Below are 15,074 nucleotides of genomic sequence, written 5' to 3'. Positions count from 1 at the left end.
GGAGTGAACTCCAATGATCTACGAAATGCGCGTCTATCGTTGCGTGCCGGGTCGGCTGCCGGCGCTCTTGAAGCGGTTCGAGACCGCAACGCTGAAGATCTGGGAGAAGCACGGCATCAAGCAGGCCGGGTTCTTTACGACCGTGATCGGTGAATCCAACCAGGATCTGACCTATTTCCTCGCCTGGGACTCGCTCGGCGAGCGCGAGACGAAGTGGGGCAAGTTCGTGACCGATCCCGACTGGACGAAAGCGCGCACCGAGAGCGAAGCCGACGGCCAGATCGTCGCCAACATCGTCAGCCAGATCCTGACGCCGACCGCCTTCTCCTCGGTCAAGTAGCAGCTCCTGCAAGGGAGGCGCCGGGGAGGCCCGGCGCAACCCTGTTATTCAAGCAGCCCGGCCCGAATAGGGTTGATCCGACCCTCATCGCGGCTATGGTCGCGCCGAAACGAGGGATTTGCCTTGAGCTCTTCGCATTCAGCGGCGCCGGTCGTCACCATTGGCAGGGTCAAATTCGGCAACGATCTGCCGATCTCGATCATTGCAGGACCCTGCCAGCTCGAAAGCCGTCAGCATGCGCTGGAGGTCGCCTCCGCGCTGAGGGAGATCGCGGCACGGCTGAACATCGGCCTCGTCTACAAGACCTCGTTCGACAAGGCCAACCGCACCAGCGCGTCGGCGGCGCGCGGGCTGGGCCTCGCGCAGTCGCTGCCGATCTTCGCCGAAATCCGTTCCTCGCTCGGCCTGCCTGTCCTGACCGACGTGCACGAGGCCACGCAATGCGCCGAGGTGGCGCAAGCCGTGGACATCCTGCAGATCCCCGCTTTCCTCTGCCGGCAGACTGATCTGCTGCTCGCGGCGGCGGCGACCGGCAAGGTCGTCAACGTCAAGAAGGGGCAATTCCTCGCGCCGTGGGACATGGCAAATGTCGTCACGAAGATCACCAGCGCGGATAATCCCAACGTGCTCGTCACCGAGCGCGGCGCCTCCTTCGGCTACAACACACTGGTCTCCGACATGCGCGCGCTGCCGATCCTGGCGCGCACCACCGGCGCGCCCGTCATCTTCGACGCCACCCATTCGGTGCAGCAGCCGGGCGGGAAGGGGACCTCGTCGGGCGGTGAGCGCGAGTTCGTGCCGGTGCTGGCGCGCGCGGCCGTGGCGGTCGGCGTCGCCGGCGTCTTCATCGAGACCCATCCCGACCCCGACAGTGCGCCGTCCGATGGACCCAACATGGTGCCGCTGCGCGAGTTCGAGGGGCTGATCGCCAGGTTGATGGCGTTCGACGCGCTGGCAAAGAACCCGCGCTGATGCAGCAAGGCGAGGCGCGGCCGCACGATCACGGCCTGCCGGCCGCCCTCTACGTCATATCAGGAGCTAGCTTCGCCGCGGCGCTTTCGGCGCGCGCACTCGACCCGGTGTTGCCGCACGTCGCCGAGGATTTCGGCGTCAGCATTGCCACCGCCGCGGGCTTTGCCGCGGTGTTCGCCTTCACCTTCTCGATCATCCAGCCGATAGTCGGCGCCGCCGCCGATCTGTTCGGCAAGACGCGGCTGATGATCGGCTGCCTCGCGCTGCTCGGCCTTGCCAACATCCTGGGCGCACTCTCGTCCTCGTTCTCGGTTCTGTTTGCGACCCGCATCCTCGCCGGCATCGGCTCCGGCGGCGTGTTTCCGGTGGCGCTGAGCCTGACCAGCGATCTCGTCGGGCCCGAGAAACGTCAGGTCGCGATCAGCCGCACGCTTGCCGGCGCCATGACCGGCAATCTGCTCGGTGCCTCGGCCTCCGGCCTGATAGGCGATTTCCTCGGCTGGCGCGGCGTGCTCGCGGTGCTCGGCGCGCTCGTGATCGTGGCGTCGATTGCGGTTGCCGCCGGCTTTCGCGGCGCCAAGGTCAAGCACCCGCCGAAGACGAGCCTGTCGGCGCTGAAAGCGGGCTATCGCACCATCTTCACCAATCCGAACGCCTATGTCTGCTATTCGGCGGTGTTCATCGAAGGCTGCTGCGTGCTCGGCCTGTTTCCCTACATCGCCTCGTTCCTGTTCGAGCTGGGGCAGACCTCGCTGTCGATCGCCGGCATGGTCATCGCGGGCTTTGCTGTCGGCGGCCTGTTCTACACGCTGACGGTGTCGCGTCTGCTGCCGTGGCTCGGCGTCAAGGGCATGATGATCGCAGGCATGACGCTGGTCGCCTCGCAACTCGTCGCCGTCGCGTTCGGTCCGCGCTGGGAAGTGCAGGCGCTGAATCTCATCGTGATGGGATGGGGCTTCTACATCGCCCATGGCTGTCTGCAGGTGTTCGCCAGCGAGCTCTCGGTCGAGGCGCGCGCCACCGCGTTGTCGCTGCATTCGTTCTTTTTCTTCATGGGGCAGACCGTGGGACCGCTCGCCTATGGCTTCGGGCTCCAGCATGCCGGCAAGATGCCGACCCTGTTCGCGAGCGCAGCGATCATGGTCGTGCTGGGCTTCGTCTGCGCTCAATTGCTCAAGGCGCGGGCACCGTCCGACGCGCGCTGAGGCTAGCCCCGCCCGCGATACGGCGCGACGCCTTGCTCGGGCACCCACAGGCCCTTCGGCACGCGGCCGGTCTGCCAGAACACGTCGATCGGGATGCCGCCGCGCGGATACCAATAGCCGCCGATCCGAAGCCATTTCGGCTTGATCTCGCTCGCAATGCGCTTGCCGATCATCACGGTGCAGTCCTCGTGGAAGGCGCCGTGGTTGCGGAAGCTCGCGATGTAGAGTTTGAGCGATTTCGATTCCAGCAGCCACGGACCAGGCGCGTAGTCGATCATCAGATGCGCGAAATCCGGCTGGCCCGTAACCGGGCAGAGCGAAGTGAATTCCGGCACGGTGAAACGCACCAGATAGTCGGTGCCCTTTTGCGGATTGGGCACGCGGTCCAGCTGGGCGTCTTCCGGTGTGTGCGGCCATTCGACCGCGCGGCCGAGCTGGAGGGATTTCTTCGCCATCGTCGTCACATCCTGTTTCGGATGCCGGGATGGACGCAAATGCCGCTGCCGTCAACCGGCCGCGATCGTCTGGATCATGACGATGCGATCGTTGCCGGACTCGCAGCCCCAGAGTTCGCCCGGTCGGCCGTCGAGCTGGCGTACATTGGCGTTGGCCCTGTCGCTCGGGAAGACGTTGAACGTCTCAGTGGCGGGATCGAAGCGGACAATCGCGTTGGCGGAGAAATCGGTCAGCCAGACCTTGTCCTTGTCGTCGACGAAGACAGCGTAGGCGCGGGGACGCTCGCCCGGCAGCTTCCAGCTCTTCCACGATCCATCGGCGGGATCGTGCACCGAGACATGGCCGCTGTTCCATTCGCTGACCCAGATCCGGCTCTTCGAATCCGACCAGACGCGCCGCGATCCCTGGTTCGGCGTCGGTGGCGTGACCACGGCGGCATTGCCGCTTGCCGGGTCGATCTTCGCGATATAGCTGCCGGCAAGCGAGGCGTACCAGACCTCGCCCTTGGGCGTCACCGTGATGCCATAGGGGCCGACGCCCTTGGGCGCCTTGAACACATTCATTTCGCCGGACTTAGGCGCGAGGCGGCCGTAATAGCCGGACTGGCCGGTGAACCAGTAGGTGCCTTCCTTGTCGAACACACCGGTGTTGAGATTGGCGGAGGCGAACTTTTCCGGCAGGCGGAACAGCGTGACCTTGAGATCGCCGGGATCGACCCGGGCGATCGCGTTCTGGCCGCCCTCGGTGATCCAGGGCGCGCCATCGGGGCCGATGGTGACACCATGCGGCGCCGCGCCCTGACCGAGGCTGACCGTCTTGAAACGGCCATCCCGGGGATCAAGCCTGCCGAGCAGGCCCTTGCCCTGCGCCGTGAACCAGACCGAACCGTCAGGGGCGGGCGTCAGATCGTGCAGGCCGATGCCGGCACTGATCGGGAAGTATTTTGTCCGGAACGGGCCCTCTTGGGCAAAACTTGGGCGCGCCACGAACAGGGTGGTGCTGGAAGCAAGAAACTGGCGGCGATTCATGGCGTTACCCCGACTGCTTGGGATTGAGGATGCACGCACAGACCCGATGCTCTCGACCTTAATCCCGGCGCCTTCACGCGTCAGTCGACGTGCCACCCTCAAGCGTTCACATTTGCTTGCGGCCCGTGTAAGACCCGCGGCGAACCGATCAGCTCCAACGAACGGAAGTGCACATCATGACCGCCATCATTGACATCATCGGCCGCGAAATCCTCGATAGCCGGGGCAATCCCACCGTCGAGGTCGATGTCGTGCTGGAGGATGGCGCGCTCGGCCGCGCCGCGGTGCCGTCCGGCGCCTCAACCGGTGCCCATGAGGCGGTGGAGCTGCGCGACGGCGACAAGGCCCGCTATCTCGGCAAGGGTGTCAGCAAGGCGGTCGGTGCCGTCAACGGCGAGATCTTCGAGGCCTTGAGCGGCCTCGATGCCGAGCAGCAGGCCCAGATCGACCAGATCATGATCGACCTCGACGGCACCGCGAACAAGAGCCGGCTCGGCGCCAACGCCATCCTCGGCGTCTCGCTCGCCTGCGCCAAGGCTGCCGCGAATTCGCTCGACATGCCGCTCTATCGGTATGTCGGCGGCACCTCCGCGCGCCTCTTGCCGGTGCCGATGATGAACATCATCAATGGCGGCGTGCACGCCGACAACCCGATCGACTTCCAGGAGTTCATGATCCTGCCGGTCGGCGCGTCCTCCTTCGCCGAAGGCCTGCGCTACGGCGCCGAGGTCTTCCACACGCTGAAGTCGGAGCTGAAGAAGGCCGGCCACAACACCAACGTCGGCGACGAGGGCGGCTTTGCCCCGAACCTGCCGTCGGCCGACGCCGCGCTGGAATTCGTGATGAACGCGATCGGCAAGGCCGGCTTCAAGGCAGGGACCGACATCGTGCTCGGCCTCGATTGCGCCTCGACCGAGTTCTTCAAGGGGGGCAAGTACGTCTATGAAGGCGAGGGCAAGACCCGCTCGATCTCGGAGCAGGCCAAGTACCTTGCGGACCTCGTCGGCCGTTATCCCATCGTGACCATCGAAGACGGCATGTCGGAAGACGACATGGACGGCTGGAAGGAGCTCACCGATCTGATCGGCAAGAAGTGCCAGCTCGTCGGCGACGACCTCTTCGTCACCAACGTCAAGCGCCTCGCCGACGGCATCAAGACCGGCCGCGCCAACTCGATCCTGATCAAGGTCAACCAGATCGGTACGCTGACCGAGACGCTCGCCGCCGTCGAGATGGCGCACAAGGCCGGCTACACCTCGGTGATGTCGCACCGCTCCGGCGAGACCGAGGATTCCACCATCGCCGACCTCGCGGTCGCCACCAATTGCGGTCAGATCAAGACCGGCTCCCTTGCACGTTCCGATCGCACCGCCAAATACAATCAGCTCCTGCGCATCGAGCAGCAGCTCGGCAAGCAGGCGCTGTACGGTGGCAAGGCCGTACTGAAAGCGCTGGCATAAGCCAGCGCTTCGACTCGAGAAAAGACGGATAGGGGAGGATCGACATGAGCGACGGCAAGACCGGACTGCAACTGCGTTCGCTGCTGAAGAAGAGCGGCGAGCTGGAATTGTCCCTCGTGAATGTCCCGACCCCGGAGCCGGCCGATGATGAGGTCGTGGTTCGCGTCGAGGCGACACCGATCAACCCGTCCGATCTCGGCCTCCTGATCGGGCCCGCCGATATGTCGGCCGCCAAGGTCTCCGGCGCGAAGGAGATGCCGGTCATCACCGCGACGATGCCGGAGGCTGCGATGCGGATGATGGGAGCCCGGCTCGATCAGTCGTTGCCGGTGGGCAACGAGGGCGCCGGCACGGTGATCGCGGCCGGATCGTCGGACGCTGCGAAGGCGCTGATGGGCAAGACCGTGTCGATGATCGGCGGCGCGATGTACACGCAGTACCGCGTGCTGAAGGTCCGCGACGTCATGGAGCTGCCGGCGGGCACCACGGCCGCCGACGGCGCATCCTGGTTCGTCAATCCGCTGACCGCGCTCGGCATGACCGAGACGATGCGGCGGGAGGGCCACAAGGCGCTCGTGCACACCGCAGCGGCGTCCAATCTCGGCCAGATGCTCAACAAGATCTGCATCAAGGACGGCATCGGCCTCGTCAACATCGTCAGGAGCAAGGAGCAGGCCGACATCCTGCACAAGATCGGCGCCAAGCACGTCGTGGATTCCAGCGCGCCTGGTTTCACGGACGATCTCACCAATGCGCTGGTCGAGACCGGCGCCACGATCGCCTTCGATGCGATCGGCGGCGGCAAGCTGGCGAGCCAGATTCTGACCGCCATGGAAGTTGCCGCCAACAAGACGGCGAAGGAATACAGCCGCTACGGCTCCAACGTGTACAAGCAGATCTATATTTACGGCAGCCTCGACAACCGTCCGACCGAATTGAGCCGGTCGTTCGGTTTGACCTGGGGCGTCGGCGGCTGGCTGCTGACGCCGTTCCTCCAGAACATCGGTCCGGCCGAGATCGGCCGTCTGCGTCAGCGCGTCGCGTCCGAGCTCAAGACCACCTTCGCCAGTCACTACACCAAGGTGGTGTCGCTGACCGAGGTGCTCGATCCCGCCAACATCGCGGTGTACGCCAAACGCGCCACCGGCGAAAAATTCCTCATCAACCCAAATAAACAATCGTGATCTGCGACGGCAGGTCACCGAAGGAAGGTCTTGCCTTCTGAGCGAAGCCGGAGATTATTCCGCCGCCATTTGAACGCGGAAAAAACCGCGGGGCGCTCAGAAGGGGACCTCTCCATGACTGATCTCAATCGCCGTCATTTGCTCACAGGCGCCGCTGCCCTCGGTGCGGCTGCCGTATCCGGCTTCGGGCCGACCGCGGCCAATGCCTCAGTGCCGCCGACCGGCACGCAAGCGCCGGGCTTCTATCGCTACAAGGTCGGCAGCTACGAGTGCACCTCGATCAATGACGGTGCGCGCACCTTCCCGATGCCGGATAAGTTCGTCGCCAACATACCGAAGGACGAGGCGCTGGCGGCGGGTGAGGCGGCTTACATGCCGAAGGGCATGGTCACGATTCCGTTCAACCCGCAGCTCATCAATACTGGCTCGAAGCTCGTCCTGATCGACACGGGAAACGGCATTGCCAATCTCGAGGCGAGCAAAGGCGCTGTCGGCCGCACATTGCAGAACCTCCAGGCTGCTGGCGTCGACCCCAAGAACGTCGACGTTGTGCTGCTGTCGCATATGCATGGCGACCACATCAACGGCATTCGCCTGGCCGACGGCGCGTTGGCCTTTCCGAATGCGGAGATCATGGTGCCCGGCAAGGAGTGGGAGTTCTGGGCCAGTGAGGAGAACGCTGCCAAGGCCGAGTCCAATCAGGCGCTGAAGAACAATTTCGCCAACGTGAAGAAGATCTTCGCTGGCCTCGAGTCCAAGGTGACGAAGTACGAGTGGGGCAAGGAGGTCGCGCCGGGCATCACCTCGATCGCAACTCCGGGTCACGCGCCGGGCCACACCTCGTTCGCGGTCGCATCGGGCGATGCCAAGGTGCTGATCCAATCCGACGTCACTAACATCCCGGAATTCTTCCTGCGCAATCCCGACTGGCACGTGATTTTCGACATGGATGCAGGGATGGCGCAGGCGACGCGCCACAAGTTCTACGACATGGCGGCGGCGGAGAAAGCGACCGTGGTCGGCTTCCACTTCACGTTCCCGTCGGTCGGTCATGTCGTGAAGGACGGCGCCAAATACCGACTGGTCCCGTCGGCGTGGAATCCGACGATCTGAGTTGGTTCGATTGTGTGAAACGTCAGGCCGCCTTTGGGCGGCCTGATTGCGTTGAGATCGTAGCCCGGATGGAGCGCAGCGTAATCCGGGGTCTTGCCCCAAGCTGCGCCGGTCCCGGATTGCGCTACGCTCCATCCGGGCTACTGGCGAGAACCATCTGCTTTCGCGAAACACAGCGTTTCCAAATCGGGCCGGTTCATGCACTTGCATTAAATGATCCGGATCGCTTAAGTGCCGCCCGGCACTCCAGCTCAAGCTCTCAAGGACACCTCATGGCCTACAACATCGTCACGATCGCCGGCAGCCTGCGCAAGGACAGCTTTTCGTTGAAGATCGCCAATGCACTGGCCAAGCTTGCGCCTGATACGCTCAAGCTCGAGGTCGTCACGCCGGCGGGCATCTCGTTCTTCAACCAGGACCTCGAGGGCGCGCCGCCCGCGGACTGGCTGGCCTTCCGCGACAAGCTCCAGAAGTCGGACGGCGTCATCTTCGTCACCCCCGAATACAATCGCGCGATCCCGGGCGTGCTGAAGAATGCCATCGACGTTGCCTCGCGGCCCTACGGCAAGAGCTCGTTCAACGGCAAGCCGGTCGGCATCGTTTCGAACTCGCCTGGTCCGCTCGGCGGCGTCAGCGCCGCAAAGACGCTTCAGAACATCCTGCCGGGCATTGCGGGCCCGATCATGCAGCAGCCGGAGATCTATCTGAATGCGGTCGGCGACGCCTTCGACGCCGAAGGTAACCTCACCAAGGACTCGCTGAAGCCCGTGCTCCAGGCCTATATCGACGCCTTCGCCGCTCATGTGGGTAAGCACCACGGCTGAGGCGAAACACGCTTCGTCATGGCCGGGCTCGTCCCGGCCATCCACGTCTTTGCGGATACCAAGAACGTGGATGCTCGGGCCTTCGCCGCGCCGAAGCGGCTTCGGGCGCGCAGGCGGGACAAAGCCCAGGCATGAGGATTGGCGGCAGGGGCAATTAACACCCCCTTAACCAACCTGTCTCATCTTCCCAAGATGGTCTCCCGCGCGCGCCTGAAATCGATCCTGACCGGTCTTGCCCTCTACGCGATGGCGGCCGCCATCGTCGGCTATTTCGGCGTCAACGCCTATACCGGCAAATACGGCCTCAATGCCCGCCAGGAGCTCGACCAGGAGATCATCGCGCTGACCAGCGAACTGGCCCAGCTCAAGCGTGAGCGCGCCAGGAGCGAGCAGCGGGTGTCGCTGCTGCGGTCCGAGCGGATCGACCCCGACATGCTGGACGAGCGGGCGCGCTTCCAGCTCGACTACGTCAATCCGCGCGATCTCGTTCGGATGATCCCGGCGCACTAGCGCTTTCCGCAGCTTTCGAAACCGACAGCGAAAGCCGCCGCCAAAATCCGACCACAGTGCCTTTCCTCCTGCGAAGGTCGTAAGTCCGGAACCGGGCGGCCGCCTTGACGGCAGTGCCGCAGCGGGGTCATGGCTTCTGTGGCGCTCTTCCGAAGTTGACGCAGATCAAACGGGTGGCGCCGGCACGATCTAGTCTATCATCCGGAGGAAACAGTGATGAATGGGTCAATGCCCCGGCATCACGCGGCTCGCGTCGAGGCCGCCATCGCGTCAGGCCAGGCGGCACGATCCGCGCTTGTGGCCTCGTGGCGCCGTTCGTCCAGATTGCATCACCTCGATCCCGGCGGCCGCACCTCGCCGATGCGGCTGACCGAAGCCGAGCTGCACGAGGCGCGCGAGCGCATCGCGCCGCTCCTGGCCGCGGCGCAAGGCGCGATGGACCGGCTCTATCAGGCCGTCGGCGCGAGCGGCTGCTGCGTGCTACTCGCCGACGGCGAGGGCGTGCCGGTCGATCGTCGCGGCACGGCGGCGGACGATGCGACGTTTCAATCCTGGGGCCTGTGGACCGGTGCGCTCTGGAGCGAGGAGCACGAAGGCACCAACGGCATCGGCACCTGCCTCGTCGAGCAGCGTCCGCTGACGATCGACCGCGACCAGCATTTCTTCACCCGCAACACGCTTCTGAGCTGCACCGCCGTTCCGATCTACGACCATGAGGCGTCACTCGCGGGCGTGCTCGACGTCTCCTCCTGCCGCGCCGATCGCACCGACGCGTTTTCCAGCCTGATCGCGCTTGCGACGGGCGAGGCGGCCAGGCGTATCGAGGCCGATCTGTTCCGCAGGGCGTTCAGCCATGCCCGCATCGTCTTGACGCAAGCTGCGGACGGTCAATGCGGCGGCCTCATTGCGGTCGATGCGGACGATCTCGTGATCGGCGCAACCCGCTCCGCCCGGGCGGCGTTGGGAATTGCCCCGGGCCGGGCATTGCAGCCGGTGCCCGCAGCCGATCTGCTCGGCGGCGAACCCGCGCGCGATCATCTTGCCGGCGGCCAGCGCGCGGTGGTGCAGCGCGCGCTGCTCCGCGCCGGCGGCAATGTCTCGGCGGCCGCCAAGGCCCTCGGCGTCAGCCGCGCCACGCTGCACAGAAAGCTCAAGCGGTTCGAGCTGAACCACTGAGCCGCAGTTTCCTCAGTCGTCATTGCGAGCGCAGCGAAGCAATCCAGGATCTTTCCGCGGAGGGACTCTGGATTGCTTCGCTGCGCTCGCAATGACGATGTAGAGGCCGCGAGCGCTTCGTCTTGCACCGGCCTCACCCACGACTGTCGCAGAACTGCGACAGGTCGGCGCCGCCATCGCTCCCATCGGGGCTGACAGAAAACACCTCCCGCGACATCGTCTGCGCAAGTCGCGACCACGCGACGAATTGCGCAAACAGCAAACATCGGGAGTGATCAATGAACAAGGTGGAATTCCTCAGCGTCACCAAAGTTCCCTTCGCCGAACGCTATGACAATTTCATCGGCGGCAAATTCGTCGCGCCGATCTCCGGCAAATATTTCGACAACGCCTCGCCGGTGAACGGCCAGATCGTCTGCAAGATCGCGCGCTCGGACGCGCAGGACGTCGAGCTGGCCCTCGACGCGGCGCATGCCGCCAAGGGTGCCTGGGGCCGTACCAGCGTCGCCGAGCGCGCCGCGGTCCTGAACCGGATCGCCGACCGCATGGAAGAAAATCTCGAGCGTCTCGCCATTGCCGAGACCTGGGACAACGGCAAGCCGATCCGCGAGACCCGCGCCGCCGACATCCCGCTCGCCATTGATCACTTCCGTTACTTCGCCGGCGTGGTGCGGGCCCAGGAGGGCTCGATCGGCGAGATCGACCACGACACCATCGCCTATCATTTCCACGAGCCGCTCGGTGTGGTTGGCCAGATCATCCCCTGGAACTTCCCGCTGCTGATGGCCTGTTGGAAGCTCGCCCCCGCTCTCGCCGCCGGCAATTGCGTCGTGCTGAAGCCTGCCGAGCAGACCCCGGCCTCGATCATGGTCTGGGCCGAAATCATCGGCGACCTGCTGCCGCCCGGCGTCCTCAACATCGTCAACGGCTTTGGTCTGGAAGCCGGCAAGCCGCTGGCCTCCAGCCCGCGGATCGCGAAGATCGCCTTCACCGGCGAGACCTCGACGGGCCGGCTGATCATGCAGTACGCCAGCCAGAATCTCATTCCGGTCACGCTGGAGCTCGGTGGCAAGTCGCCGAACATCTTCTTCAACGACGTCACCGCCGAGGACGACGATTACTTCGACAAGGCGATCGAAGGCTTCGTCATGTTCGCGCTGAACCAGGGCGAGGTCTGCACCTGTCCGAGCCGCGCGCTGGTCCATGCCGACATCTATGACCGCTTCATGGAGCGGGCTCTGAAGCGCGTCGCGGCGATCAAGCAGGGCGACCCGCGCGATGCCGCCACCATGATCGGCGCCCAGGCATCCGGCGAGCAGCTCGCAAAAATCCTGTCCTACATCGACATTGGCAAGCAAGAGGGGGCCAAGGTGCTGGCCGGCGGCGGACGTGCCGAGCTCGGCGGCGATCTCGCCGGCGGCTTCTACGTCAAGCCGACCGTGTTCGAGGGCCACAACAAGATGCGAATCTTCCAGGAGGAGATCTTCGGCCCCGTGGTCTCGGTCACGACCTTCAAGACCGACGACGAGGCGCTCGAGATCGCCAACGATACGCTCTACGGCCTCGGGGCCGGCGTCTGGAGCCGCGATGCCAACCGCTGCTACCGCTTCGGCCGGGCCATCCAGGCCGGCCGGGTCTGGACCAACTGCTACCACGCCTATCCCGCCCATGCGGCGTTCGGCGGCTACAAGCAGTCGGGCGTCGGTCGCGAGACCCACAAGATGATGCTCGATCATTATCAGCAGACCAAGAATCTCCTGGTCAGCTACAGCCCGAAGAAGCTCGGCTTCTTCTGATCGAGGTGCGGAGAGGGCGGCGCCATCTTGGCGCCGTCCTCTCCGAAGGCCCGGATCGGCATGGTCCATAGTTCTTGATCCGGCCACGAATCTGCGTGAGCCGTGACGCGCGTAGATTTGTTGCCCGATCAGCGCCAAAGATTTTCCAATATTTCGGCCACGTTGCACTGCGGCATAATGAAAGTCGTGCCATGCCGCTGCGGTGCTTTCCAAGGGCGTTTGAGTTGGGTTAGAGAGGACGAAAGTTTTCTCTGACCCGGAATTCCCATGGCCGCACCCAAGAAAGCCGCCGCAAGCACTCCACAGGACAAGACCGACGGCGGTTCGCCCCCGGAATTCACGAGGGAGCAGGAGCTCAAGGCGCTCCGCGACATGCTCCTGATCCGGCGGTTCGAGGAAAAGGCCGGCCAGCTCTATGGCATGGGCGCGATCGGCGGCTTCTGTCACCTCTATATCGGCCAGGAGGCCGTGGTGGTCGGCATGCAGATGGCCCTGAAGCAGGGCGATCAGGTCATTACCGGCTATCGCGATCACGGCCACATGCTTGCCACCGGCATGGATGCCAACGGCGTCATGGCCGAGCTCACCGGTCGCCGCGGCGGCTATTCCAAGGGCAAGGGCGGCTCCATGCACATGTTCAGCAAGGAGAAGCACTTTTACGGCGGCCACGGCATCGTCGGCGCCCAGGTCTCGCTCGGCACGGGTCTGGCCTTCGCCAACCACTATCGCGGCAACGACAATGTCAGCGTCACCTATTTCGGCGACGGCGCGGCCAACCAGGGCCAGGTCTATGAGAGCTTCAACATGGCGGAGCTCTGGAAGCTGCCGGTGATCTTCGTCATCGAGAACAACCGCTACGCCATGGGCACCTCGGTCTCGCGCGCCTCGGCACAGCAGGATTTCTCCAAGCGCGGTGCGTCCTTCAACATCCCCGGCAAGCAGGTCGACGGCATGGACGTCCGCGCCGTCAAGGCCGCCGGCGACGAAGCCGCCGCCTGGTGCCGCGCCGGCAAGGGTCCCTTCATCCTGGAGATGCAGACCTACCGCTATCGCGGCCACTCGATGTCCGACCCTGCAAAATATCGCACGCGCGAGGAGGTCGAGAAGGTCCGCCACGACCAGGACCCGATCGAGCAGGTGCGCAACCGCCTCTTGGCTGCCAAGGTCAGCGAGGCCGATCTCAAGGCGATCGACGCCGAGGTGCGCGACATCGTCAACGCGTCCGCCGATTTCGCCCAACATGATCCCGAGCCGGATGCCGCCGAGCTCTGGACCGACGTTTACCGCTGAACGCGCGCAAGCTTTCTTTTGGAGTCGCTATGCCAATTCAAGTGCTGATGCCCGCGTTGTCGCCCACGATGGAGAAGGGCAACCTCGCCAAATGGCTGAAGAAAGAGGGCGAGACGATCAAGTCCGGCGATGTCATCGCCGAGATCGAGACCGATAAGGCGACCATGGAGGTCGAAGCGACCGACGAGGGGACGCTCGGCAAGATCCTGATCCCCGAGGGCACCGCCGACGTCGCGGTGAACACGCCGATCGCGACCATCCTTGCCGACGGCGAAAGCGCGGCTGATTTGGCCAAGACGCCGGCACCCGCGCAGAAGGCTGCCGAATCCGCACCGCCTGCCGCCGCAAAGGCTGAGGCGGCCGCGCCCAAGGCGGCGCCGGCGCCGCAGGCCGTCGCCGAGCCCGATCCGGAAGTGCCCGCCGGCACCGAGATGATCACGCAGACCATCCGCGAAGCCTTGCGCGATGCCATGGCCGAAGAGATGCGCCGCGACGCCGACGTCTTCGTGATGGGCGAAGAGGTCGCCGAATATCAGGGCGCCTACAAGGTGACGCAGGGCCTGCTCCAGGAGTTCGGCGCCAAGCGCGTCATCGACACCCCGATCACCGAGCACGGTTTTGCCGGTGTCGGCGTCGGTGCCGCGATGACGGGCCTCAAGCCCATCGTCGAGTTCATGACCTTCAACTTCGCCATGCAGGCGATCGACCAGATCATCAACTCCGCGGCCAAGACGCTCTATATGTCCGGCGGGCAGATGGGCTGCTCGATCGTGTTCCGCGGACCGAACGGCGCGGCTGCGCGCGTCGCCGCCCAGCACAGCCAGGATTATTCGGCCTGGTACTCGAACGTCCCCGGCCTGAAGGTCGTCGCGCCGTTCTCGGCCGCCGACTACAAGGGGCTTCTGAAGGCCGCGATTCGCGATCCCAATCCGGTGATCTTCCTCGAGAACGAGGTGCTCTACGGCCACACCGGCGAGGTGCCGAAGCTCGACGACTTCGTGATCCCGATCGGCAAGGCCCGCATCGTGCGTTCCGGCAGCCATGTCTCGATCATCTCCTGGTCGAACGGCATGACCTATGCGCTGAAAGCGGCCGATGAGCTTGCCAAGGAGGGCATCGAGGCCGAGGTGATCGATCTGCGCACGCTGCGGCCGATGGACACCGAGACCATCATCAACTCCGTCAAGAAGACGGGGCGCGCCGTCACGGTGGAAGAGGGCTGGGCCCAGAGCGGCGTCGGCGCCGAGATTGCCGCGCGCATCATGGAGAATGCCTTCGATTATCTGGACGCGCCTGTGACGCGCGTCTCCGGCAAGGACGTGCCGATGCCCTATGCCGCGAACCTGGAGAAGCTCGCGCTGCCGTCGGCGGCAGAAGTCGTCGAGGCCGCCAAAGCCGTCTGCTACAGGTAGATCATGGCGGGCCCGAAGGAGCAGCCACTTCCGCCCGACGTCATGACCCGCGACGACGCGGTCGAGATCCTGCGCGTATTCGTGCTGGACGGCGGGCTGTCGATGGCGTTCCAACGCGCCTTCGAGGAGCCCGACATGTGGGGCTTGCTGCTCGTCGATCTCGCCCGCCACGCCGCGCGCGCCTATGCGCGCGAGAGCGAATATACCGAAGAGGACGCGCTGAACCGGATCCTGGAGATGTTCCAGGCCGAGATCGAGCGTCCCACGGACACCGGCACCACGACGCCGCGCGGCAAGGGACACTGACC

15 protein-coding genes are annotated in these 15,074 nt (G+C 64.7%); 13 read left to right on the top strand and 2 right to left on the bottom strand.

All coding sequences use genetic code 11. From position 1 onward, the window contains the following. The first annotated feature begins 13 nt into the window (after positions 1–13). The 3 genes from GA0061098_RS33755 to GA0061098_RS33745 all read left to right on the top strand — a co-directional run bounded on the left by GA0061098_RS33755 (position 14) and on the right by GA0061098_RS33745 (position 2,517). Complete coding sequence (locus GA0061098_RS33755) at positions 14–340, top strand: NIPSNAP family protein (RefSeq protein ID WP_091965741.1); 327 nt, start codon at positions 14–16, stop codon at positions 338–340. Between the two features lie 123 nt (positions 341–463). Continuing rightward, a complete protein-coding gene (gene kdsA, locus GA0061098_RS33750; RefSeq protein WP_091965740.1) occupies positions 464–1,312 on the top strand; it encodes a 3-deoxy-8-phosphooctulonate synthase in 849 nt (282 codons plus the stop codon). Further along, positions 1,312–2,517, top strand: coding sequence for an MFS transporter (locus GA0061098_RS33745; RefSeq protein ID WP_091965739.1), 1,206 nt, complete (start codon positions 1,312–1,314; stop codon positions 2,515–2,517). Before kdsA ends, GA0061098_RS33745 begins: the two co-directional genes overlap by 1 nt. A gap of 2 nt (positions 2,518–2,519) precedes the next feature. Here the strand turns inward: GA0061098_RS33745 and queF are convergent, their stop codons facing one another. Together queF and GA0061098_RS33735 are read right to left on the bottom strand one after the other, a co-directional pair. After that, positions 2,520–2,972: a preQ(1) synthase gene (gene queF / locus GA0061098_RS33740; RefSeq protein WP_165637764.1), complete on the bottom strand. Its 453-nt coding sequence runs from the start codon at positions 2,970–2,972 to the stop codon at positions 2,520–2,522. 51 nt (positions 2,973–3,023) lie between these two features. Continuing rightward, entirely contained in the window at positions 3,024–4,001 is a 978-nt protein-coding gene (locus GA0061098_RS33735; RefSeq protein ID WP_091965737.1) for a Vgb family protein, read from the bottom strand. A gap of 176 nt (positions 4,002–4,177) precedes the next feature. Here GA0061098_RS33735 and eno point away from each other — a divergent pair, with 176 nt between their 5' ends. The 10 genes from eno (at position 4,178) to GA0061098_RS33685 (ending at position 15,072) form a co-directional block, all read left to right on the top strand. Beyond that, on the top strand, positions 4,178–5,461 hold the full coding sequence (gene eno / locus GA0061098_RS33730; protein ID WP_091965736.1) for a phosphopyruvate hydratase: 1,284 nt from the start codon (positions 4,178–4,180) through the stop codon (positions 5,459–5,461). Between the two features lie 44 nt (positions 5,462–5,505). Next, positions 5,506–6,645, top strand: coding sequence for a zinc-binding dehydrogenase (locus tag GA0061098_RS33725; RefSeq protein WP_091965735.1), 1,140 nt, complete (start codon positions 5,506–5,508; stop codon positions 6,643–6,645). A gap of 114 nt (positions 6,646–6,759) precedes the next feature. Next, entirely contained in the window at positions 6,760–7,758 is a 999-nt protein-coding gene (locus GA0061098_RS33720) for an MBL fold metallo-hydrolase (protein ID WP_091965734.1), read from the top strand. Between the two features lie 272 nt (positions 7,759–8,030). Then, positions 8,031–8,582 carry an NADPH-dependent FMN reductase gene (locus tag GA0061098_RS33715; RefSeq protein ID WP_091965733.1) on the top strand — a complete coding sequence of 184 codons (552 nt, stop codon included), beginning with the start codon at positions 8,031–8,033 and terminating at the stop codon, positions 8,580–8,582. A gap of 192 nt (positions 8,583–8,774) precedes the next feature. Beyond that, positions 8,775–9,092: an FtsB family cell division protein gene (locus GA0061098_RS33710; RefSeq protein ID WP_018320286.1), complete on the top strand. Its 318-nt coding sequence runs from the start codon at positions 8,775–8,777 to the stop codon at positions 9,090–9,092. A 216-nt stretch (positions 9,093–9,308) separates the two neighbouring features. Then, positions 9,309–10,268, top strand: a complete 960-nt coding sequence (locus GA0061098_RS33705; protein WP_165637763.1) for a helix-turn-helix domain-containing protein — start codon at positions 9,309–9,311, stop codon at positions 10,266–10,268. 278 nt (positions 10,269–10,546) lie between these two features. After that, complete coding sequence (adh, locus tag GA0061098_RS33700; protein WP_091965731.1) at positions 10,547–12,064, top strand: aldehyde dehydrogenase; 1,518 nt, start codon at positions 10,547–10,549, stop codon at positions 12,062–12,064. A gap of 267 nt (positions 12,065–12,331) precedes the next feature. Continuing rightward, positions 12,332–13,354 carry a pyruvate dehydrogenase (acetyl-transferring) E1 component subunit alpha gene (pdhA, locus tag GA0061098_RS33695; RefSeq protein WP_091965730.1) on the top strand — a complete coding sequence of 341 codons (1,023 nt, stop codon included), beginning with the start codon at positions 12,332–12,334 and terminating at the stop codon, positions 13,352–13,354. A 29-nt stretch (positions 13,355–13,383) separates the two neighbouring features. Then, positions 13,384–14,766: a pyruvate dehydrogenase complex E1 component subunit beta gene (locus GA0061098_RS33690; protein ID WP_091965729.1), complete on the top strand. Its 1,383-nt coding sequence runs from the start codon at positions 13,384–13,386 to the stop codon at positions 14,764–14,766. Between the two features lie 3 nt (positions 14,767–14,769). Then, on the top strand, positions 14,770–15,072 hold the full coding sequence (locus tag GA0061098_RS33685) for a DUF5076 domain-containing protein (protein WP_018320291.1): 303 nt from the start codon (positions 14,770–14,772) through the stop codon (positions 15,070–15,072). Positions 15,073–15,074 lie beyond the last annotated feature (2 nt).

The sequence above is a fragment of the Bradyrhizobium shewense genome (assembly GCF_900094605.1).
Lineage (GTDB): Bacteria > Pseudomonadota > Alphaproteobacteria > Rhizobiales > Xanthobacteraceae > Bradyrhizobium > Bradyrhizobium shewense.
This window is presented reverse-complemented; position numbering and strand designations above follow the sequence as displayed.

Coding starts and splice junctions, on each gene's coding strand:
- GA0061098_RS33755 (WP_091965741.1), top strand. CDS start 14: ATGATCTACGAAATGCGCGTCTATCGTTGCGTGCCGGGTCGGCTGCCG.
- GA0061098_RS33745 (WP_091965739.1), top strand. CDS start 1,312: ATGCAGCAAGGCGAGGCGCGGCCGCACGATCACGGCCTGCCGGCCGCC.
- queF (WP_165637764.1), bottom strand. CDS start 2,972: ATGGCGAAGAAATCCCTCCAGCTCGGCCGCGCGGTCGAATGGCCGCAC.
- GA0061098_RS33735 (WP_091965737.1), bottom strand. CDS start 4,001: ATGAATCGCCGCCAGTTTCTTGCTTCCAGCACCACCCTGTTCGTGGCG.
- eno (WP_091965736.1), top strand. CDS start 4,178: ATGACCGCCATCATTGACATCATCGGCCGCGAAATCCTCGATAGCCGG.
- GA0061098_RS33725 (WP_091965735.1), top strand. CDS start 5,506: ATGAGCGACGGCAAGACCGGACTGCAACTGCGTTCGCTGCTGAAGAAG.
- GA0061098_RS33720 (WP_091965734.1), top strand. CDS start 6,760: ATGACTGATCTCAATCGCCGTCATTTGCTCACAGGCGCCGCTGCCCTC.
- GA0061098_RS33715 (WP_091965733.1), top strand. CDS start 8,031: ATGGCCTACAACATCGTCACGATCGCCGGCAGCCTGCGCAAGGACAGC.
- GA0061098_RS33710 (WP_018320286.1), top strand. CDS start 8,775: ATGGTCTCCCGCGCGCGCCTGAAATCGATCCTGACCGGTCTTGCCCTC.
- GA0061098_RS33705 (WP_165637763.1), top strand. CDS start 9,309: ATGAATGGGTCAATGCCCCGGCATCACGCGGCTCGCGTCGAGGCCGCC.
- adh (WP_091965731.1), top strand. CDS start 10,547: ATGAACAAGGTGGAATTCCTCAGCGTCACCAAAGTTCCCTTCGCCGAA.
- pdhA (WP_091965730.1), top strand. CDS start 12,332: ATGGCCGCACCCAAGAAAGCCGCCGCAAGCACTCCACAGGACAAGACC.
- GA0061098_RS33690 (WP_091965729.1), top strand. CDS start 13,384: ATGCCAATTCAAGTGCTGATGCCCGCGTTGTCGCCCACGATGGAGAAG.
- GA0061098_RS33685 (WP_018320291.1), top strand. CDS start 14,770: ATGGCGGGCCCGAAGGAGCAGCCACTTCCGCCCGACGTCATGACCCGC.